The 21,650-nt window shown below is 44.9% G+C and carries 22 protein-coding genes; 11 read left to right on the top strand and 11 right to left on the bottom strand.

The features are described 5' to 3' along the window. Positions 1 to 547: 547 nt before the first annotated feature. Positions 548 to 1,216: a ribose 5-phosphate isomerase A gene (gene rpiA / locus FFM75_RS00420; protein WP_137627216.1), complete on the bottom strand. Its 669-nt coding sequence runs from the start codon at positions 1,214 to 1,216 to the stop codon at positions 548 to 550. Positions 1,217 to 1,437: 221 nt separating this feature from the next. Between rpiA and FFM75_RS00415 the strand changes: the two genes are divergently transcribed. From FFM75_RS00415 to FFM75_RS00405, 3 genes are all read left to right on the top strand, one after another. Beyond that, entirely contained in the window at positions 1,438 to 2,016 is a 579-nt protein-coding gene (locus tag FFM75_RS00415) for a M57 family metalloprotease (RefSeq protein ID WP_137627215.1), read from the top strand. 390 nt (positions 2,017 to 2,406) lie between these two features. Continuing rightward, a complete protein-coding gene (locus FFM75_RS00410; protein ID WP_137627214.1) occupies positions 2,407 to 3,912 on the top strand; it encodes a multicopper oxidase family protein in 1,506 nt (501 codons plus the stop codon). Between the two features lie 131 nt (positions 3,913 to 4,043). Then, complete coding sequence (locus FFM75_RS00405; RefSeq protein WP_137627213.1) at positions 4,044 to 4,412, top strand: DUF1304 domain-containing protein; 369 nt, start codon at positions 4,044 to 4,046, stop codon at positions 4,410 to 4,412. 310 nt (positions 4,413 to 4,722) lie between these two features. On the opposite strand, the gene FFM75_RS00400 is transcribed toward FFM75_RS00405, so the two are convergent. The 3 genes from FFM75_RS00400 to FFM75_RS00390 form a co-directional block, all read right to left on the bottom strand. Next, positions 4,723 to 5,634: a hypothetical protein gene (locus tag FFM75_RS00400; protein ID WP_223876576.1), complete on the bottom strand. Its 912-nt coding sequence runs from the start codon at positions 5,632 to 5,634 to the stop codon at positions 4,723 to 4,725. A gap of 192 nt (positions 5,635 to 5,826) precedes the next feature. After that, a complete protein-coding gene (locus FFM75_RS00395) occupies positions 5,827 to 6,336 on the bottom strand; it encodes a YbhB/YbcL family Raf kinase inhibitor-like protein (protein ID WP_137627212.1) in 510 nt (169 codons plus the stop codon). A 34-nt stretch (positions 6,337 to 6,370) separates the two neighbouring features. Next, the gene (locus FFM75_RS00390) at positions 6,371 to 7,567 is read right to left on the bottom strand and encodes a DUF2075 domain-containing protein (protein WP_137627211.1); all 1,197 of its coding nucleotides are present in this window, start codon (positions 7,565 to 7,567) and stop codon (positions 6,371 to 6,373) included. A 111-nt stretch (positions 7,568 to 7,678) separates the two neighbouring features. Here FFM75_RS00390 and FFM75_RS00385 point away from each other — a divergent pair, with 111 nt between their 5' ends. The 3 genes from FFM75_RS00385 to FFM75_RS00375 all read left to right on the top strand — a co-directional run bounded on the left by FFM75_RS00385 (position 7,679) and on the right by FFM75_RS00375 (position 9,260). Further along, entirely contained in the window at positions 7,679 to 8,149 is a 471-nt protein-coding gene (locus FFM75_RS00385; protein WP_137627210.1) for an RrF2 family transcriptional regulator, read from the top strand. A 148-nt stretch (positions 8,150 to 8,297) separates the two neighbouring features. Further along, a complete protein-coding gene (locus tag FFM75_RS00380; RefSeq protein WP_137627209.1) occupies positions 8,298 to 8,612 on the top strand; it encodes a hypothetical protein in 315 nt (104 codons plus the stop codon). 102 nt (positions 8,613 to 8,714) lie between these two features. Then, a complete protein-coding gene (locus tag FFM75_RS00375) occupies positions 8,715 to 9,260 on the top strand; it encodes an acetyl-CoA carboxylase biotin carboxyl carrier protein (RefSeq protein ID WP_137627208.1) in 546 nt (181 codons plus the stop codon). Positions 9,261 to 9,327: 67 nt separating this feature from the next. On the opposite strand, the gene FFM75_RS00370 is transcribed toward FFM75_RS00375, so the two are convergent. From FFM75_RS00370 to FFM75_RS00365, 3 genes are all read right to left on the bottom strand, one after another. Beyond that, positions 9,328 to 9,564 carry a hypothetical protein gene (locus FFM75_RS00370; protein WP_137627207.1) on the bottom strand — a complete coding sequence of 79 codons (237 nt, stop codon included), beginning with the start codon at positions 9,562 to 9,564 and terminating at the stop codon, positions 9,328 to 9,330. A gap of 205 nt (positions 9,565 to 9,769) precedes the next feature. Beyond that, positions 9,770 to 9,931, bottom strand: a complete 162-nt coding sequence (locus tag FFM75_RS13880; RefSeq protein ID WP_171001397.1) for a hypothetical protein — start codon at positions 9,929 to 9,931, stop codon at positions 9,770 to 9,772. A 98-nt stretch (positions 9,932 to 10,029) separates the two neighbouring features. Then, positions 10,030 to 10,941 carry a helix-turn-helix transcriptional regulator gene (locus FFM75_RS00365; protein WP_137627206.1) on the bottom strand — a complete coding sequence of 304 codons (912 nt, stop codon included), beginning with the start codon at positions 10,939 to 10,941 and terminating at the stop codon, positions 10,030 to 10,032. Between the two features lie 88 nt (positions 10,942 to 11,029). On the opposite strand from FFM75_RS00365, the gene FFM75_RS00360 reads away from it, so the two are divergent. Together FFM75_RS00360 and FFM75_RS00355 are read left to right on the top strand one after the other, a co-directional pair. After that, on the top strand, positions 11,030 to 11,512 hold the full coding sequence (locus tag FFM75_RS00360) for a GyrI-like domain-containing protein (protein ID WP_137627205.1): 483 nt from the start codon (positions 11,030 to 11,032) through the stop codon (positions 11,510 to 11,512). Between the two features lie 173 nt (positions 11,513 to 11,685). Beyond that, positions 11,686 to 13,188: a coiled-coil domain-containing protein gene (locus tag FFM75_RS00355; RefSeq protein ID WP_137627204.1), complete on the top strand. Its 1,503-nt coding sequence runs from the start codon at positions 11,686 to 11,688 to the stop codon at positions 13,186 to 13,188. Between the two features lie 127 nt (positions 13,189 to 13,315). On the opposite strand, the gene FFM75_RS00350 is transcribed toward FFM75_RS00355, so the two are convergent. The 3 genes from FFM75_RS00350 to FFM75_RS00340 are packed head-to-tail and all read right to left on the bottom strand — an operon-like array spanning position 13,316 to position 15,461. Continuing rightward, on the bottom strand, positions 13,316 to 13,573 hold the full coding sequence (locus tag FFM75_RS00350; protein WP_137627203.1) for a hypothetical protein: 258 nt from the start codon (positions 13,571 to 13,573) through the stop codon (positions 13,316 to 13,318). Further along, on the bottom strand, positions 13,573 to 14,484 hold the full coding sequence (gene rihC, locus FFM75_RS00345) for a ribonucleoside hydrolase RihC (protein ID WP_137627202.1): 912 nt from the start codon (positions 14,482 to 14,484) through the stop codon (positions 13,573 to 13,575). Before rihC ends, FFM75_RS00350 begins: the two co-directional genes overlap by 1 nt. Before the next feature lie 17 nt (positions 14,485 to 14,501). Beyond that, entirely contained in the window at positions 14,502 to 15,461 is a 960-nt protein-coding gene (locus FFM75_RS00340; RefSeq protein ID WP_137627201.1) for a Gfo/Idh/MocA family protein, read from the bottom strand. 138 nt (positions 15,462 to 15,599) lie between these two features. On the opposite strand from FFM75_RS00340, the gene FFM75_RS00335 reads away from it, so the two are divergent. Beyond that, entirely contained in the window at positions 15,600 to 16,508 is a 909-nt protein-coding gene (locus FFM75_RS00335; protein WP_137627200.1) for an oxidoreductase, read from the top strand. Positions 16,509 to 16,557: 49 nt separating this feature from the next. Here the strand turns inward: FFM75_RS00335 and FFM75_RS00330 are convergent, their stop codons facing one another. Beyond that, a complete protein-coding gene (locus FFM75_RS00330) occupies positions 16,558 to 17,736 on the bottom strand; it encodes a GGDEF domain-containing protein (RefSeq protein WP_137627199.1) in 1,179 nt (392 codons plus the stop codon). 311 nt (positions 17,737 to 18,047) lie between these two features. Between FFM75_RS00330 and FFM75_RS00325 the strand changes: the two genes are divergently transcribed. Beyond that, positions 18,048 to 19,178 (top strand): GGDEF domain-containing protein, encoded by a 1,131-nt coding sequence (locus tag FFM75_RS00325; RefSeq protein WP_137627198.1) that lies wholly within the window; start codon positions 18,048 to 18,050, stop codon positions 19,176 to 19,178. 407 nt (positions 19,179 to 19,585) lie between these two features. After that, on the top strand, positions 19,586 to 21,643 hold the full coding sequence (locus tag FFM75_RS00320; RefSeq protein WP_137627197.1) for an ABC transporter ATP-binding protein/permease: 2,058 nt from the start codon (positions 19,586 to 19,588) through the stop codon (positions 21,641 to 21,643). The last annotated feature ends 7 nt before the right edge of the window (positions 21,644 to 21,650 follow it).

Raw genomic sequence — 21,650 nt, 5'->3', positions numbered from 1 at the left:
AATTGCGCTGTTTAGCCAATAATCTGCTAATTTTTATGCAAACTCATTGACGCTAGCCAATTCGATTAATCACGACCTGATAAGCAACCTTTATGACCTAATAATTGAACTTGATAGGGAATAGTTAGCACCTGTTATCGTCAGTTGCTAGTGATAACTAACGCGCGTAGTTTAGAACGGTTATTAGCCGTCAATAGATGTCTAATCAGCGCGTTCAAAAAACAATACTAATTCGCCAATTTCATAAGTAATCATAATACTCGTTTTAGTTAGTAAAATGACCCATCTAAATTGTACCTATCAGGATAGGTATTATTAATGATTATAAAGAATAATACTAGTTTTGCTATTATTGTAAGCGCTTAAATGCTATAATTACCGTCGTAACAGGTTTCTATACCGATGACATTTAGCGACTGATAAGCGCAGTTGATTAAAAACGTAATAAGCATCATTAATAGTAAATGCCATTTTATACGAATAAATTATACACAATTAATCGCTTAAATTATTAATATTTATTAAAATTTACTCTTGTAAACAAAATTTAATATAAGTAATTTATGGTGTCATTTTCGGGGTTACCAATAATCGCATTGGTCACTAAATGGTCGAAATAGGAGGTCTCAACTACACCAGCTAAAGCTGATAACTGTTGGTTAATTTTAGGCAGATTATGGTAGCTTGGAAAGTGGCAATCAATAATGAAATTACCATTGTCAGTGAGCGTCATCCCGTCTCGATTTTCGGCCGTACGAACGGTTGGTTGACCACCCAAAGATGCAACTTTATGCATAACTAATGCAAGCGCATACGGTAAGACTTCTAAAACCAAGGGGTCCTTGGTGTCAAATTCGTTGACTAGCTTGGCTTGCGGCGCCATTAGCCAATACTCATCGGCCAGGGTTGCGATTATTTTTTCATTGGTATGAATACCACCACCACTTTTGAGTGCGGAATGGTGGTGATCAAGCTGGTCACAACCATCAAATGCCAGGTCGATTCGGTCGCAATATTGGGGATCGATCACGGTATAACCGAGCACAGTTGCCAACTGGCGAGTAGTTGGTGAAGGGGTTAAAACTTGTACTTCGTTGATAAGGTTAGCGGCTTGCTTTACCAATAAGCCCACGGTTGAACCACCACCAAACCCAACCGTCATTCCGGGTTTGATAAGTAAAAGCGCCTGTTGTACGATACTTTTGCTGATAGACATATTAGGCGACACTTCCATTCTTTAAGAATAAGTCCATCTTACCACTTGGATTTGAGCGGTACTTAAAAAGATTGGATTGCCTAATTAACTAACACGGAAAATTCAGGACACGTGATATTTTTGGGGAATTTCAGACACTGAATGAAAAAATTACAGGTAGCTGGCCTTAAACTAAAGGCACATTGATAGCTACCTTCAGTGAAGCGAAAGAAGGTACCACAATGATGAGAAAGAGAATGCGGTTGGTTTTAATGGTTCTTGCGGTACTGTTGACCTTAAATATTGGCAGTATCGCTGAAGCCTCTTCAGCAGCCACCCCTTTCAGTAGTCACCGCTGGCGGCATCCAGAGGTGACCTATGTATTTAATACCAAGTCAACGTATTACCGGAGTGTTTATGAAAAGGCAATCAAGGCTTGGAATAAGACTGGTGACTTTAAATTTGTCGCTGGCACATCCAAAGATCATGATATTGTCTTGACAACGAGCACGGCAACAACTGGTAAGTACCATATGTTGGCCGGAATTACGTTTACGAAAGCTGATTCGGCGGGCTACTTTACGAGCGCGACGGTTAAATTATTGCGTAAGAATTTGTCGACTTATAAATACTCTAAGGCTGATCGAGTCCATGTGGCTGAACATGAATTAGGTCATGTGATCGGTCTTCAACATAGCAGCAATTCGCACAGTGTAATGATGGCAAATAATCGTTACAACGGCATTGCGGGTGTTGATAAGACGGCCGTTGCCAAACGGGATTTGATGCCGGTTGGCAAGAGTTCATTAAGTTTACAGTAGGCTGAGCTGATTGCGGCTATCAATTACGGAGGATCACCATTAGTAAGTACTAAACCCCACTCGGTTGCTGAATTGACGCAACTAGTCGATCTTCCAACCTCGGTTGAAGATAAGCCGAGGCGTGGGTCGTTTAATAAAGATAGTAAACGAAGAATCTGACTTTGGGGTTAGGTTCTTTTTTTATCTTTTCATTATGATCGTGGAAAATGGCACAACTAACAGGCTGGTTACTATAGAAGAAAACGGTCAATTACGTTTAAAAAATAACACCCTGTAAACGTTGACACTCAATTGAAACAATTCTAAACTAAAGACGGTATCAGTAAGCGCTGACACTTAGTTGTGAATCAATTTGTAATAACTGTTTAGAATTTTAGAGGGGATGTCATAATGGCAAAGAAAGTCTATACTGATTATTTTTTTGATGAACCAGCTTTTAATACGCATGATGGAGGATACATTCCTTTAAAAACACCAACGATTGCACCGCAACCATTGGCAGTGCCACCATTATTGAAGCCAGATAAGCAAACGGCAACGGATGATTATTATACTGTTACTGCTGAAGCGAGTGAAACCCAGTTCTTACCTGGGAAGAAGACGAAAACATGGGGTTACAATGCAGGCTTTTTAGGCCAGACGTTAGTTTTTCGCAATGGCAAGCATACCCATATTGATTTGAAAAATAAGTTACCAGAATTAACCACGTTCCATTGGCATGGGTTAGATGTACCAGGGCCAATCACTGACGGTGGTTGTCATGCACCGGTTTATCCCGGGCAGACCAATCACATTGACTTTGACGTGATGCAACCAGCCGCGACGACTTGGTTACATGCGCATCCATGTCCATCGACAGCGACCCAAGTTTGGAAGGGATTAGCGGCAATGGTCATTATTCAAGATGACGTTGAAGATCAACTCCCATTCCCACGCAATTATGGGGTCGATGATATTCCATTGGTTTTACAAGATCGTGAATTTCATGAAGATAACCAATTCGATTATCGAGCTGACTACGATCCAGATGGTGTTCAAGGCCATACGGCGCTGATCAACGGGACCGTTAATCCATACTTTGATGTCACCACCCAACGCGTCCGGTTGCGGATCTTGAACGGGTCTAACCGGCGTGAATGGCGGTTGCACTTTGACGATGATTTGACCTTTGCGCAAGTCGGTTCAGATGGTGGTATCATGCCAGCACCGGTTTACATGGATAAAGTGATGTTAACTTGTGCGGAACGTGATGAAATCATCGTCGACTTTGGCAAGTATCAACCAGGCGATGAAGTCACGCTAATGACTGATGATACGCCGTTGGTCCACTTCCGAATCAAGGCTTTTGCCCCAGATGATACGACGTTACCTGATCATTTGGTTGATTTGCCGGCCGAAGAACCAACCCCTGGGTTATCAGTGCGCAAGATTACGATGGACGGGATGGATGAAGAAGTTGCGATGGACGGTAAGAAGTTCGATATGCAACGAATCGATGCCCGTCAAAAGGTTCATGATGTTGCGATTTGGGAGATTCGGAACACGAATAGTACCGAAAACGGTATGGTTCATCCATTCCACGTGCATGGGACGCAATTCAGAGTCTTATCACGCAATGGCGGCCCAGTCTATCCGAATGAACATGGTTTGAAGGATACGGTTGGGGTCAATCCTGGTGAAACGGTCCGGATTCAAGTTCGGTTTGATTTGACTGGGGTTTACATGTACCATTGCCACATCATCGAACATGAAGATGGTGGGATGATGGCCCAAATCGAATCATATGATCCAGATCATCCAAAGACTTATCATTTAATGGATATGGATACTTTACGCAATGCGTTTGCGGAAGAACAAGGTGTTAAACCAGAAGATGTTTGGATGCCTGGCATGTAACGATTAAACTAATAATAATGAAGCGGCAAGTCACGACTGTGTGGCTTGCCGCTTTTTAGAAGGGCCCTAAGTTTATTCAGTTAGTTAAATTTGCTAAACTAAGATTAACTGAGGAAATGGGGATGAACGTGATGGCAATTGCAGCAATGATCATGGCGATTTTAGTTGCCGCGGAACATTTATTTATTTTATGGTTGGAGATGTTTAACGCGGATAGTGAGATGGCGTCTCGCGCATTTGGGGTACCCCGGCGGTTACTTCAAATGCCAGAAGTAAAGACGTTATTTGGTAATCAAGGCTTATATAATGGTTTTTTAGCAGTTGGGATTTTGTTTAGTTTATTTGTGGTCCCGGCCGCAGCCAGTACTGGAGTTACGCTGTTTTTCTTAGCTTGCGTGATGGTAGCGGCCGTCTATGGTAGTGCGACCGCTAGTAAATCAATTATTGTGGTGCAAGGGTTGCCAGCATTGATTGCATTTATCTTGGTTTATTTAGCTTAGCTGAACGAGAAAACGGATGTTTGCGGCTTCCGGTCAGCAATAATTCCAGTAGCCGTGGCGACCGGTTCGAGCCAAAGGACGGTCTCAAACCTCACTTTTAAGCTTGGCGGGTTTATCCAAGCTTAAAAGATGCTGATGGGGTAAGTTCGCCGAAAGTACCGTCGAACTATCGCCATTTGCACGGCGACTTCCATTACTGCTGACCTACAGCCAAAATGGTCACTTATTTGAATGCTTATATCAATAGCCGTCACACTATTTTACTGGTGTGACGGCTATTTTGGCATGTCAGTTCGGCGCTACAAACCGACTAATCTTCAACTGGCGTACGCAAGCGTTGATAAAGTTGTTTATAACAATAGACGGCCCCAATGAAAAAGCAAGCTGCTAAAGTGGCTGTTAATGGTAAGGCCTGAAACATATTGGTGGGTAAGACTAAGGCCAATAGCGGAAAGGCATAAGCAGCGGGCAGGGCAATCTTTAATAACCGCAATCCGAGCCAAATTAACGGTAGGCTGATTAGTGTCGCTAGCAGCCATGAACCTAGCAGGGCATAGCTGATGACGCCAATTGTAGCGGCACCGCTAAGTGCCACGATATGTTTAACCGCCATTTTACCGCGATAGACCGGGAGTTGTGAGACTTCAAAGAAGACGACTAGAACCGGTGGAATCCCGGCCATTTGCGGCTTGCCAATGAACCAAACGATACCGATCCAAAGCGTTACCGCGACGATAAAGCCGAGCATCGGTTGCCATTGTAACTTTGGTCCGGGACTGGCTTGTTGATAGGCGCCTTGTAAGTAGACCCCGACCATGAGTGCCAAAGTAAAGCCGATAATAGCCACGATAAAGACCCAATGTGTCGCGTTAACGATAATCGGCAACAGACCGGTTGCAAAAGCTGGCGCTAAGGTTGATTGTAAGACGGTTAGTAAACCTAAAATCAAACCTAGTGTTAACCAGATTTTGATGGGATAGCTAAGTGATAAGCGGTTGACCAAAAAGCCAATTACCGCGGTACCGGCTGGTGCTAGAAAAATCTTGATTGGCCGGTTGATCCAAGCCGACTTGCGGTAAATCCACGTGCCAGCAGTTAGCGCACCAATTTCGGGCAAAATGATTTCGTAATCTTGTTGCCATGTGGCTAAGCCGACCATTAATAAGACGAAACCAAAACCAATCAGATAATCGCGAGTTGAGCGGGTCATAAAAAACGTCAACGTCAAAACTCCTTTGTGTACTTTGATATAAAAAAATAATATTTTTAGAAACGATTGTTGACGATTATAACACACTATATCCGATCACTCAGGTGATAAAGCTTGATATTGGTTTAGTTGTACGGCTTGATTATTCTATTTGAATATAAAAATAAAACAGACTGCTAATTAAAGCAACCTGTTTTAAACTTGTTATTGTTTGCCGATCACCACGGTCTTAGCAGTCGCTAACACGTGACCAGCACTTAATTTGTAAAAATCATTTAACCAGTATCCTGGTTGGACCGGTAAGACGGTATCTAAGGCATACAACTTAAAGGTATAATCATGGTCTTGATCAGGCGGATAAGGCCCAACATAATGTTGGGTGACCTTCAAATCAGTTTCACCAGTATAACCGCCAGCCGTAGAGTTGTTGCCTTGAATCATGGGCACACTACCGGTTTGACTGGCATTTTCTGGAATCAAGGTCGTGTCGGCTGGTAGGTTGGCGGCGATCCAGTGAATCCACGTAAAGCCCCCAACAGGAATGGCATCGTGATCGTAAAAGACAAAAGCGAGACTTTCGGTTCCCGCAGGCACATCTTGAATCGTCACTGGAAATGAGATAATCGGATGGCCTTTGTATTGTTGGTCTGGGGCGGCTTGCTTGGCATACTTCGCGGCTAAGACACCTTTAGTCGTTGGAATTGAGACTTGCATCTTGCATCATCCCTTCTTAATATGGTTAAGTTCATTATAACGCTAACAGCCGTTGGCGTAGGGCAGGATCAACGGCATATAGATACAGCCCATAACGGCCGCGCTTCATTAAGACGTTGATGGAATTGAAAATGACTTGGGCTTTTAATGGCGCAAGTTGGCCTAAGTCATCTCGATTTTTAAAGGCTTCTTGATCTTCATACCGGTCTGGATGGACGATGACGCGATCTGTTTTGGCATCGTAGCCGACCGATGGCCCCAAAATAACGCCGGCATAGTTTAAGTCAAACCCTTGAATCGTGTAAATCGAGCCGACTTCGTTCAACGTTTCTGGCCGCAATGCCCAAGGGTCATCCGTTAAATTGACCTTGTCCCAAGGTAACTTGAGACCACCAGCGGTAACGTACCAAGTCCCACGATTGACGACATAAGGAAAATCAGCCGTGGCAATCACGCGTGAGAGCTGCGCGGTCGCATCCCGTTGCCGAATCCGGTCATATAACGGTTGACCATCGGCAAAAATTTGAAAGTCAAAGTGCGCATCGTGAGGCTTGGCGGTCAATTGGCCTTGCGTAAAGTGGTTGATCCAGTCAATAACGCTGGCATTGCCGGTCACCCGAAACTGTTCATCTAAGTTGAATAGTTGGTGCGGGTATTGTTGTAAAAAGGGTGCTAGGGCGTCAGTTTGCCAGTAACTTTTGAGCTTAAGGACTTGGCGAGCGTCAAAAACGAGGACCACCACGCGACTATGATTAATGAGTTCTTGTAATTGGTTTTGATGATCGAAACGATTATAGCGATCTGGTTGCGTCAATAATAAGTGGGCTTCGTCGATAAAAACGACATCGGCCATTTGGTCCGTCTTAGCGAGTCGATTAATTAATGGTGTTGGTTTTTGAAAGTCCTTTTTGCGCAATTCTGGGGTGATCCCAGCGACGCGCTTGTAAATCTTAAGCATTTCATTGTGATTAACGACCAGATAATTGTTAGTTTGTTGCAAAGGATTAGCGGTCGTACTGCGGCTAGCTGCTTGCAGTTTGGCAAAGGCAGCCGCCAAGACGGCACTTTTACCAGTCCCGGCATCGCCATGGATGACGAAAAGTCCGGTTTTGGGGGTATTTAAGTGTGTCTTAATAAAAGTCATTAATTGGGTTTCGAGTTTTTGTTGGGCCGGTGAGAGCGCGGCCTGGTCCGCCAGTTTAAAGGTGGCGGCACTTAGTTCAGTTGTCATACGAAAAAAGCCTCCTGAGCGCCATTATAACGTAAGTTTCGAGCTAATTGAAATGATACTAATTACAATTGGTGGTAAACTTAAGCTATTAAAGTAGCGGGAGGGATTATTGTGAAGCTTGATTTTTCTGTGGCGGTGCATAGTCTGTTGTATTTAGACGAACACCGGCCTAATAAAGTGTCTAGCCGGGAACTAGCGCAATCGTTGCACTTAAATCCGGTCATGATTCGCAATATTTTGTCAATTTTACATAAGCAAGGATATTTAATCGGGACGGTCGGTAAAAACGGGGGGTATCAATTGGAACAAACGTTGGCCGAGATGAATTTGGGGGACTTGTATGACTTAACGATTCCACCAACGCTGAGTTATGCGCGGTTTATCACGGGCCACTCACAAACGGATGATGCTGCGGATGAATCAGCGATTGCGGCTAATATTAGTGAAACCTTGACTGATTTATTTACGGTGGCGGATCGGCAATATCGCAAGTACTACCATCAGTTCACGATGGCAGATTTGAAGCGCGACATTCAGCAACATGGTTATTTTCTTGAACGGACAGCGGGTTTGGATTCTTAACTAAAACGGCGGACTTGTTTGCAAATTAAGGTGGGTGTGATTAAGAACCTTAATTTCAAACGGGTTCGCCGTTAACTATTGTCGGTAAGCTAGGCACGTGGTATCTTAGACCTCAATTAAAGCACAGTTTTAATGAGGGGGCCTAGCAATGAAAACCCGTTTAGTTTTGGTTCATGAAGAAGGGCGTTATCGGGAGTTAGCCGAACAACGCTACTGGGTCGAATCGACCGATTTTTGGGGCGTCGATGGCCGTGGTGATACGGTCGATGAAGCGATTGGCAATTTTTTGACGAACTTAGTTCAATATTGTCATGACTATTATCAACGTGAGTTGTGGCAGTTAGACAACCGCTTATTACAGTTGGACCACGTCGATGCGGTCTTGGCATTTGCAACTGCGGGTAAATCACCCGCACCGTTGTTCTTATTCAAATTAGCGACGCCGGCAATTGCCACGGCTTAAGTTTGACGAATTCTTAATGAAGCGTTCACACTTCCACAACAATCCTGCGGTACACTTTGCGTTATAATCAGTAGCGTAAACTAACTATTGGAGGGTTGTTTGATGGATTTAGATAAGATTTATCAGTTAATGGACAAATTTGAGCAAAGCAATTTAACCAACTTTGAATATCGGGATAAGGACTTCGAAGTCCAGTTGGGTAAAAAGAGCAAGGCGGTGGCGCCAACAGTCGCCGCTGCCCCAGCCCCAACACCTACGCCGGTACCGACACAACCGGCCCAACCAACACCGATTCCAAATGCCCCGGTCACTGCCGCTCCGGCAACACCACAACCAGCTGAAGCTGCGCCGACCCCGGTCAGTGCAGCGCCGGTTGCTGAACAAATTGATCCTAAAGAATGCGTCACAGCACCAGTGGTCGGGATTTACTATCCGGCGCATTCCTCAGAAGAACCGCCGTATGTTAAGGTCGGTGATCACGTGAGTGTGGGTCAACAAGTCGGCTTGATTCAAGCGATGCAAATGATGCGGCCAGTAGTGGCGAAACAAGCTGGTCAAGTCAAACAGATCTTAGTGAAGAATGGCGCTGAAGTGAACTTTGGTCAACCATTGATTCAATTGATTCTTGATAATCCAAGCGATATTTAAACTAAAAAAAATCCTAGCGTCTACGGTGGTCATGAATTGACCACATCAGGCGTTAGGATTTTTTTGCTTAATAGCGATTGTGCCAAAAACTGCTGAACTGATCGATGCATTCTAGTAAGCCAAAGAAGACAAAGGCCCCTAAAACACTGCCCCCAAACAGTAATAAGTAATTCATAAAGTCATATTGACCGTTCAAGTTAACATCAATTAATCCCTTGATGCCAAACAAAACTGGAATCATAATTACCGTCAAAATTTCCACTGAGTTCCAAACATCTAACCATGCTTGATGCCAACGTTTCATTATGCCGCCCCCGCAACGCCATTTTTTGCACTAATTTAGTGTGCCTTACAACTTGAATCATAAACCGTTACCGTGAATGATGGGGGAAAATGACATAAAAGGACAAAAAGTTGTCTTGAACGTTAGGGCCCCTCAAAAAATAAATTTAACACCAGTGACAAAAAACATCGCCAAGGCAAGGTGCTTGGCGATGCAGCGTGGGTACTTATTTGACGTTTACTAGCAACGCTAGAAAGTCATGTAATGATAAATGAGACCGACAATAATTGCGATATAACTCGTAACCATTATCAACCCAGCCACCGCCAGCTAAATAACAGCCCACCGCGATAACCGGTAATGCCAGTACAACTAAAATTAAAGTCATCATAGCCACCTCATTTCTCAGTTAAGGTAAGCCTAGCATAGTTTTAGTTGAATCAATAAACGTCACATAAAGTACAAGAAAGCGTTCTCAAACGTTGCTTAGTGATAGTTTGACGTCAGTTGATGTAGATAATCCGTAAAGTCAGTTGAAAAAGCGGTCCCGGCTAAAAGCTGGACATGGGTACCTAAAGATAAGATAAACCGATAAGCCGATTCATTATTCGGCAACGCTACTTGGGCGGTGAATTTAGTTTTAGTTTGCGTTTGAATGACCTGGGGACCAAAGCGTTCGACAACTTGATCACGGACTAAATTGTCAGCTGTTAAGGTTATCGTCGTTAAAGCCGGCTGTAAGCGGGTATTGAAGTCAAAGTTCAGCGCCGGCACTGGTCGCGGGTCAAACGTGGTGGTTAAAAAGGTCAAGGCTTGCATCCGCGACAATCGAAACAGCCGAAAAGCTTGCCGTTCCAAGCTGTAAGCTTGGACGTACCACCGTTCGCCTTTGTAGACTAAGCGATACGGCTCAATTTTGCGAGTGGTATAGGTACCATTGCGGTCACTGTAGGCAAAAGTTAAGTAAGTGTGGGCCGCAATGGCCGCATCGATTCGTTCAGCCAATTGTTTAAGTTCAGTTGATCCTGGCCAGTTGGGACGATCAATCAGTAACGTATCAGTGACATTATCGGCCGCATACAGGGCATCGATTTTTTGCATCGTCGCTGTCAGTTCCGGATTTTCGATTAGGGTTCGAACACTGTTTAAGGCGATTCGTAAGTTGCGAATATCATCGGCCGTTAACAGTTTTTTATCGATCTTATAATTGGGCATTAAGCCAATCCCACCGTTACGCCCACGAGTGGCATAGATGGGAATTCCAGCGAGATTCAACGTTTCAACATCACGATAAATCGTGCGTTTGGATACTTCAAAGCGTTGGGCCAATTCACTGGCCGCGACGTGATCCGTTCGTAGCAGCAACATAATCAGATTAATTAAACGAGCAATGCGCATTTTTTTCTCCTATTTTTAATAGTTGACAGCTAGTTGTCAACTATTGCTTGGTAAACTAAGTTTATCAAATCGAAAGCAGGAATAATAGATGACAACTTACACGATTGAAACTTTTGACGCTTTAACGTTAACTGGCTATGCCACGCAACTCCCATTACCAACGATGACTAATATCCAAACGGTCTCGGACTTAAAGACGCAACACTTTGGTGCTTTGGCAAAGTCAGGTAAATTTGGGGCGTTAATGGCCGGTAGTCGCGATCACATTGGGTTTGCCCTAAGTGGGGTCCATCAAGATCAACTGGAATACTTTGCAGGTGCCAACACAACGGTCACGGCTACCGATACTGAAACGCGCACCGTTCCGGGCGGTCACTATATTGTGTTGCGGGCCCAAGGCGGACCTAGTCGCCAGTTGTTTGACCAACTGATCAGTGACTTCTTTGGCCAAATCTTGCCAACACGCCCCGAATTATATACGGGTGATAGTTATATCGTGGAAGCCTTATTGAACGGTGACCCGATGGATGCGGCAGTTGAACTGCGGTTACCAACGACGGTTGATGCCTAAATAGCCTTAAAAGTCTAGGGATTTCCCCAGACTTTTTTAGTAACCCTTGAAATATTACAAAATTGTTAGGATGTAACGGCTCGATAACCGCTTAGACATCCGGCAATGATATACTGTGATAAGTATTGGTTATAAAATTATTTATTATGGTTCAGGTTAAGGGGTTCTTAAGGATGAAGGTTAGTGGATTATTGGGACGTTTAGCGGTCGGCATGACGTTACTCGCGTTACCAATGACGGCCGCCGCAACGACAACGGTGACCAATAATGGTGTCAAACAAGTCAAACCAGCAACGTATGACGAAACGGGGTATGCGGATGGCTATAACTCAGTCACGCATTCGTTCACGGATGATAGTAGTGGCACCTATAGCACCTATTTGTATTTGCCGAGTTACTTTTCAACTGCTGACACGCATCGGGGTAACTATCAAGGCGGCGTACAGATTGGGACGAATTTATACTTAGTTGAAAGTTACAACGACAATAATAATGGGAACTTGGTCAAAATCGACTTAAAAGCTTTTCATGAGTTAGGGCTAGATACTGCCGGTAAACAAGGCGAACTGGCGATGGCTTATGATTATTTTGACCCGACGACGACCGAAGGCCAAGCGCATCAAGCCGAATTTGATCAGTCCAACGCAGCGTTAAAGGCGGTGTTAGCGAAAATTGCGGCTAATAATAAGCAATTAACGAAAAACAATGCCACTTTGACGAAGCGGAATGGCTATATTGCCAATGAAACGAAATGGCTCAAGTATTGGCAAAAAGCCCAAAAGACCGCGCAAACTAAAGTTACGGCCTTAACTAAAACGATTAAGGCAGATCAAAAGCAAGCGACTAATCGGCGTTATCGCAGTGCAACACGGCGCAAGTACCAAAAACTAGTTAAAAAATATCAAAAGCAATTAACGACCGCTAAAAAACGGGTGACTAAGAGTAAAGCAAAGATCAAATCGTGGCAAGCGAAAAAGACCGCGCAACAAAAGTTAGTTAAGACGTTGAAAGCCACGATTAAGACTGAACAAGCCACCAATCAAACCTTGTTGGCACAAGAGAAGAACACGACTGGGAGTCAAACAGTTGCCGCTTATTATGCCAAAATTAAAGCAGTGGCCGTCGCCGGGCCAACGATTAGTACCGGCCATGGGCAAGCCTTAGGCTATGATAGTAAGCATAATCGGCTGTTCTTATATAGTAGTAATGCGACTAATCCGCAACTACAATTGGTTGATCAAGCTGATTTGACGACTAGCACGACCTATAGTGTCGACAGTAGTCATCATCCAGGGGTGTTGACCTTTGATACGTCAGGTCATGCCTATTATGGGTTCTTCAGTGGCACGAGTTATCGCTTGTATCAAGGCACCTATGAAAAGAATGTCTTGACCTTTAAGCTAAAGGCGATCATCAATAATCAAACGACCGATGTGAACCAAAATTTGGCCTATGATGCTTACAATGGGCGTTTATACTTGTTAGGTGACGATTCATTGACGTCCTTACCATTAGCTAAACTAAATGACGAGACGTTAACGGATGCTGATTTGCATAATATAACCTTTAATACGACCAAGGAATTTGAAAACATTTCTTTTGACGCTAGTGGTTACGGTTATATCACCGTGTTACGCTCACCAGAAATTTTGAAATCCAGCAGTCCCATGAATTAAATTAAGGCGCGTCGGTGGTGAAAACTGCCGACGTTTTTTAGTAGCAAGTAGACGCCAAAAGTGCCCGCCACAATGAACCATTATCGGTTCATTGCGGCGGGCACTTTTATAAGGTTAAGACAGACGGTTAGCCGTGTAGGGCCTTAAACCAAATCAAGCCTAAAACTAAATCTAAGATGGCAATTAATCCGAGCCACCATAAAAAGCGAACGAGTGTCGCTTGCGAATAATGCTGACTGAGTTGTAGTGCGCCCCAATTTAAGGGTAAAGCGGTCAACAGCATGGCGGCTAGCGGCCAACTGGCGCCACCGAACAACAGTAGGACGACGCCCGCTGAAAGTATGATCCCGCCGCTTTGTAACCACCAAACTGATTTCGGTGGCATTAGCCGATTGCTTTAACGGCGGCTAAGAACCAATCGTTAAAGGCCCGTGCATCAATATCGACGCAGACATTGGCATTAGTTTGACCGTTATGATAAGCGCCACGAATATCGCCAACGGTTTCGCCAATCGCTGGGCCATCAGTTTGGACATCGATCCACATGGCTTGGGTCGTGAACGCTTCCGGATGCAATAAGTAGAATAACGTGTTGACATCATGCATTGGAATCCCGGTCTTGTCGCCATCACCATAGTGGGTGAATAACGCGTGGAGCATTTCACCGGCCCGGCCTAAAGTTGGTAAAGTCTGCATGGTTGCCGGTGTCAAGAGGGCTTTCATCGTGACATCTAAGCCGACCATCGTGATGGGAATCCCCGCGGCATACATGATTGCAGCGGCGTGTGGATCAGTGAAGACGTTGAATTCAGCGGCACTTGTCATATTTCCTTTGCCAAGCGCGCCACCCATGGCCACGATTTCTTTAATATGTGGCAGTACTTCGGGGTAAGTTTTGAATAGTAGGGCAATGTTCGTGTAAGCCCCAGTTGGCACTAATGTGATGGGCTGGTCAGCGGCCATGATTTGGTCTCTTAAAGCTTCAACTGCGGTGATAGGTAGTGGATCAGCTAAATCAGTTGGAAAGTCATAGCCAGGCATGCCAGATTCACCATGAATGCGGGCCGCATCTTCAAATGGTTTGATCAATGGTTGGGCAGCGCCACCCGCAACCGGTACATTGCGATTGAAAAAGCGGGTTAACTTTAAGGCGTTTAAGGTCGTTTTATCAACGGTGACGTTACCCGCGACCGTTGTAATGAGTTGTAAGTCAAAGTCAGGGTGGTTTAGGGCAATTGTGATTGCCGCAGCATCATCAATGCCGGGGTCAGTATCCATAATGAGTTTTGTTGGCATGGTTAGTTCCTCCAGAATTAGTTAGTGTGGTACCAGTGTTGATAACAAGTTTCAATTAAGGTGATCGTTTGTTGCGTTAGTGCTGGCGTCATCACCGGACTCGTGGTTTGTCCAGTCTGTAATAACTGGCAAAAATGATTGATTTCAAACACGAATTCACTTTGTTGGGTGGCCTGTAACACGTGTGGGGCTTGGCCATTTAAGGCCCAAGTGGCGTGATCGGTTTTCCAATAATTAGGAATCGTGATTGTCCCTAAGTCACCGTGAATGACCATCTGACTTGGTTGCGGTTGGGCTGAAGTAATCAATAGATTGACTAAACAATCGCCAAAGCTAAGGCTTAAGGCAGCTTGGGTATCCGTTGATCCGGCTGGAATCGTCGCCACACCGGTCATTTGCAAGTCATGACGATCAAATAAGTATTGTAAGTAATCCAGTGGATAAGCCGCGCTGCCATACAAAGCCCCGCCACCAGCAGCCCGGTTCGTAAACCAACCAGTCGGATTACCGCTAGGATGATACTCGCAAATGTTGATCGTCCGGACTTGCCCAATCTTGCCAGTTTGTAGCAAGTGTTTTACTTGCTGGGTGATCGGTAAAAAGACGGCTTTTTGCGCTTCCATTAATAAGACGTGTTGTGCCGCAGCCAAGTCAAATAGTGACTGAGTCTGAGTCGCCGTTAAAGTAAAGGGCTTTTCAAGCAGGACAGCCCGATGATGTTGTAAGGCGCGTTTAGCTAAAGGAAAGTGGCCGGCATTATAAGTCGGGATATAAATGGCATCGAGCTGATCATCGTTTAACAAGGTTTCATAATCATCATAGACCGTTGGTATCTGGCACTGTAACGCGAGAGCTTCTGCTTTTGGTCGCGAACGCGCGGCGATTGCCTGGGCAGTTGCTAGTGGTGACTCCTGCATGCCCGCAACAACGCGGGGGACGATCGAGGCCGCACTCAAAATTCCAAATTTAACCGACATCCTGGCCACACCCTTTCAATAATCACTACGTTTAGTTTACCATTTTTACGCGTAGTTCGCTTTTGTGAATCCGATTGCAATTGCCGGCGTTAAGGCGTAGCATGGCATTAATCATTTAGGATAATTGGAGGCAATATTATGACAGAGCCACGGGTAATTTTAATTACGGGCGCGTCGTCGGGAATTGGTAAAGCGACAGCCTTGAAGTTACAAGCGCAAGGCAATATTGTGTATGGCGCTGCGCGTCGAATTGAAAAGATGACTGACTTGGCCGCGGCCGGGGTGCACGTGTTAAAACTAGATGTTACTGATGAAGCAACTTTAGTGGCGGCCGTAGCCACAATCAAAGCGGAGCAACAGCGGCTTGACGTGTTGATCAATAATGCGGGCTATGGGTCATATGGTGCGCTGGAAGATGTTCCCTTAGCTGAAGGCGAATATCAATTCAAAGTGAATGTCTTTGGGGTGATGCGCTTGACGCAATTAGTCTTGCCAATCATGCGGGCACAACATGGTGGCCGCATCATTAACGTGTCTTCAATTGGCGGCAAGATTTATCAACCATTGAGTGCCTGGTATATGGGCACCAAACATGCGATTGAAGGGATGAGCGATGCTTTGCGCATGGAACTAGCGCCGTTAGGCATTGATGTCGTGATGATTGAACCTGGTGGCATTAAGACCGAATGGGCCGGCATTGCTGAAAAGAAATTATTGGCCGTTTCTGGCGAGACTGCTTATGGCACGCAAGCACGTAAAGTTGGCGCGATGTTGTCATTGTTTGATAACTTTGCCTCGCAACCAGGCGTGATTGCAAAATTGATGGTACGCGCGGTCAATGACAGCCGGCCCAAGACACGTTATCATGCCGGTATGGGGGCTGGGGTTTCATTAACGGCGCGGAAGTGGTTATCGGACCGTCAATTCGATGCCTTGATGAGCCAAGCCGTTAATGGCGCCGCCAAATTAGCCAAAGTTACGGGCAAAAAGACCCAGCGAACAGGTCATCGGCACTATCAACATGGGACGCCACGCCATCAAAATTAAGGATTGAAATACACAAAAAGGAGTTGCGATTGCAACTCCTTTTGACTATTTAATGGGCTTGATTGGGGCGGATAACGCCTTCGATGATCAAGCAATCTCGACCCGCGGCTTTGGCTAAATATAAGTCGTGGTCGACACGTTGAAACCACGTATTAAAATCCGTATCAGTTGGCCGTAAGCCAGCCATCCCAATTGAGACGGACACCGTTAAATTCTGATCTTGATAATGCAGTGGCGTTTGACGCAAAGATTGTTGGGCTGCGGCAACGGCTTGTTGAACTTTAGGCAAAGCTTCATCGCGAAAGAGGATGATGAATTCTTCACCACCATAACGAAAGAGTTGCCGGTGACTGTTAGGCTGAATGAGTGCTTGCCGAAAGTGTTGGGCGACGTGGCGTAACACTTGATCGCCAACGAGATGACCATAGTGATCGTTGAATTGCTTAAAATGGTCAATATCAAACATCGCCATCGTCATACTAGTTGGTTGGTACTGGTTAAGCGTCGTGTTGCTTACCGTATCAAAGCAGGCGCGGTTTAAGACACCGGTTAATTCATCATGATTGGCCGCCTGATTTAACTGATGAAAATGCGTGATGGTCCGGTCGATGCGGTTCATGAAGAAACGAATGATGAGCATGTACGTCACGAATAGGGCAATCACATTGACTAAATAAAGCAACTTGAACGGATAGACGCTCCAAATCAATAAAAACCAACTGACTGCAAAGCTCGCTTGTAAGCCAATGAACATCAGCTCATGGGCTAAAACCGTTGTTTGGTGGCGATAAAGATACCAAATCGTGGCACTCAGTAGGACCCACATGACTAGGGCTAAACCTGGTCGGGAAAAAACAGCGTTGGCATGAGTAGCGTGTACGTAAAAAGCAACTGGCGCCACGATGTTGATCGTGACGATGACGCGATTATGCATCGTGTATAAATTAAGCAATAGGATGGTCAGTTGGGCAATCACATAGCCCCAACTATACAAGTTACCTAAATTTTGGGTCAAAAAGGCTTGGCGCAATAATGCGATCCCGATAATGACCAAACCGCCTTCTAGTAAGTGTAGACAACGATGACATTTGGCCGAACGATGCGTCACGTGATATTCCAATGTGTAAGTGATGGCGGTTAAAGTGACGATTAACCCTAATGTGAATAAGACGATCATCACGGCGCGCGGATCTAACACATCCCGAAAAAAATCGTCAATATAATACAAGTTCTCACCTCATTAGTTATGACTAAGGTTATAATGTTTATTGAATTGAACCAAAAGTGGCGTTAATAAGCCGGCTAACAAGTAGCCGACCGTTTGAAATTAAAATTATAGACCAATTGACGGACTGATAACATTATACTAACAATCTAATAAATTTCAACCGTTGCGAATAGGCCGTTAAGTTATGTTTTACTAAGATAACTTGCGTAACGGGTGATAGTAAACCAATTTTATGCGAAAATGTATATCAATATAATTATAACAATTAACTGGCACCAGTTAAGGATGCGATATGGGGAAGAGGTGATGGGATGACTTGGTTTAGTTGGCAAGTGCCACCGTTTGTAACGGGGGTCTTCTTTATTTTAGGGGTAATTACGTTGTATTGGGCGTCGGTAAATACACTCCGAATTTGGTCACACGAACGGCACTGGTCGATTAGTGACGCGAACTTAGAAGCGTGGTACGGGCTAGCTCACATGGTTGTCTTTGTCTTTAGTCTTCAAGAGATCGTGGTCGGCGCCACGTATTCGTGGGAGTTCATGAACTTTCAATTAATTGCCCTCATTTTTTGTGGCTACTTCCTGAATATTCGCGTCCCATATTACTTCTTATGTCCGCTATTATTAGCCTTTATGCTCTTTAACCGCTCATTAATGTCTTGGGAATCGTGGGCCCATGCCGTGACCTTAGTGACCATGTTTGTCACGTTGAGTGTGTTGTACACAAAGTTTCACCAGTATCGCGGTGTCTTTGGATTGTACTTGTTAGTCACGATTCCGTTAGGCGGTCTTTTGTGGTTTTGGATGAAGCTTAAATACCAGTTCTCATGGATGACGTTTCGCTTGGAATGGTTGTATTACATCGTATTTGTTATTTTGCTGTATCTGTATGTCACGATGCTCTCACACGATAGTGAATTACGACAACAACTCGAATGGTCGGCCAATCATGATTCTTTAACGACGACGCAAAACTTCGCGGCCTTTACGGAGTCGTTAACATATTACGTCAATAAAGGTCGCCACCATCACCAACCGTTAACGATGATGATGTTTGATATTGATCATTTTAAACAGATGAATGATACGTACGGCCATTCTGCCGGCGACCAAGTTTTAAAGCAAGTTGTCGATGTGGCGCAAACGGTACTAGATGTCAATGACTCGCATGTGAAGCTTTACCGGACCGGCGGCGAGGAGTTTAACGTGTTGTTCCCAAACTATGACTTGGCAACGGCGCGGCCGATCGTGGATCAAATCTTCAATGCAATCAACCACACCCCAATTCGCTTTGGCCAACAACAATTAGCACTGTCGATCTCAGTGGGGGTGACGGCGTGGAGCGCTAACGATGCGACCGCGCGGGCCTTTTATGAACGCGTCGATCAACACTTATATTATTCTAAACAGCATGGTCGGATGCAGATTACTAGTGATTAAGATAAAAGTTGAATTGGTGGTAATTGCCGCTTACGATTGGTCATCATGCCGTTGGCTGTAGACCGGTTCAAGGCTAGAAAGCCGCAGTAATGCTATCATGCTGCTGGACAGCTAAAAGTGTTGCATGATTTAAATTAAATGGGATCACCGAAAACTGGTGATCTCATTTTTGATTGGTATCGTTAAATCTGTCAATTTGGTATAACTTGTGATTGGGCAGTATGTGCAGCGATTTACTACGGGACGCACTTATGTTTATCAAAAAAATTCAATCGGAAGCGACAATTACTTCCAAACCAACTGATTACCCAAAAGGGCAGTTAAGTTTGTCCAAACGTTCGATGACAAAGTAAGTTGGGCGCGTTAAACTTAGCACACTAATTAAGAGAGAAGTAGGTGATTAGCGCGTGAGTTATTTAGCGTTAAAGGATATTCATAAGTCGTATTACTTGGGTAAAGAAGCTTTCCCGGTTTTAAACGGGATTGATTTGACGTTTGAACGTGGTGAATTTGTGGCCATTTTAGGTGAATCTGGTGGTGGTAAATCAACCTTGATGAACATCATCGGTGGTTTGGATCGCCAATTTGAGAGGCAAGTTTTATTGCAAGGCCAAGCCATTGATCATCATCAAGAAAAGCAAATGGACCGGTATCGGCGCGAGACCATCGGCTATATTTATCAATCCTATAACTTAATCAGTCATCTATCGGTATTAGATAACGTTTTGATTTCATTAGACATGACGAAATTATCACGGTCACAACGGGAACAACGGGCTCATGAGTTATTGGCCCAAGTGGGGCTGAGTGATCAAGTTAAAAAGTATCCGAACCAGTTATCTGGTGGTCAAAAGCAACGGGTCGCTATTGCCCGGGCTTTAGCGAGTGATCCTAAAATCATTATCGCTGATGAACCGACTGGGGCTTTGGATTCACAAAATACGGCCGAAGTCTTACAGTTGTTAGACCAAATCGCTGCTGAAGGACGCTTGGTTATTTGTGTGACCCACTCGCAAGCCGTGGCTGATGCGGGGACCCGAATCGTGCGGTTAGCCGATGGTAAGATTACGTCGGATGAACGCTTGAAGTCGGCTTATCCAGTCGATGAACAAAATCCGCAAATTGCGGCCCGTAAGTTACCTTGGTATGTCCCGTTGAACACCGCGTTCAAGCATTTGAAATACACGTGGAGTTGGAACTTGCTGATTATTATCGGGACAGCGATCGGCCTATTTGCCGTTATGCTATTCAATGGGTTAGGTAATGGGTTGAAAGGCTACATTAATCAAGAAATCAATAACATGGTCAATCCCCAGGTGGTAACCGTCGCGCGTTATACCAAGACGAGTCAGACTAAGGGCAGTGGCAGTCAAAGTAGCCAACGGGCCCAAGCGCAACAACAGGCGCAAGCCCAACAAGGGGGCGCGAGTCCTAGTGCGGCTGGTGGTGTAACGACGACGGCGGCCACTAGCACTAGTAAAGTCAAGACTTTTTCAACGGCACAAATCAAGCGTTTGAGTCAGTTGAACCATGTGACGAGTGCACAAGGCGGCTTAACCGCTAGCAATGCGACGATCAAGATTGGCAAAAAAGACTATACGGCGAGTTCCTTAACGACTTGGTCGGCCAATGACCGGAAATCAACGATCAAAGCTGGTCATCAAGCTGGTAAGAACGAAATTGTGCTAGATAAAAGTTCAATTGCGAAAAAGTGGTCAAGTAAAAATTGGCGACAGTTAGTCGGTAAAAAAGTCACGGTCTCATATCAAACAACTAATAAAGCCGGTAAAACGGTGACCGTCAAACGACGCTTAACCGTTGCTGGGATTACGAATAGTAGTACTGGGAGTGGCGCGAACGCTGTGACCTATGCGACCATGCAATCGATGCAGGCTAGCAAGCAAGCCAATACTAAAGCAACTTCAGTGACTGTTAAGGTTGATTCACGGCAACATAATGACGCGGTGACGAAACAAATCAACAAGTTGAAGACCAATGGCAAGCGTCAATTTATGGCGACTAGCATTGCCAGCATGTTGTCGACGGTCAATACGTATGTCAACTTAGCGACAACGGTATTGGCGGCGATTGCCGGCATCTCACTGTTGGTGTCAGCCTTGATGATCATTGTAACGATGTTCATGTCGGTCAGTGCCCGCAAGAAAGAAATTGGGATTTTACGAGCGCTTGGTGAAAGCCGTGGCGATATTCGACGGTTGTTCACGAGTGAATCGTTGATCATCGGGGTCGTTAGTGCCGCATTAGCGACCGGCTTAGCTTATGGCATTGGTGCCGGTTTGAATCAAGTGCTTTATAAGATTGCCAGTTATAACTTGATTCAAATTCAAGTCGGTAACATTGTGTCGACTTTCGTGATTGCGTTGGCAATTGCATTATTAGCGGCAATCTTACCAGCTTGGCGCGCAGCACGATTGAATCCAATCGATGCGTTAGCCGCTGATTAAGGTTGGT

Source organism: Lactiplantibacillus daowaiensis, from assembly GCF_005405085.1.
Taxonomy (GTDB): Bacteria; Bacillota; Bacilli; order Lactobacillales; family Lactobacillaceae; genus Lactiplantibacillus; species Lactiplantibacillus daowaiensis.
The sequence above is the reverse complement of the archived record's forward strand: the minus strand, read 5'-3'. Positions and strand labels throughout refer to the sequence as shown.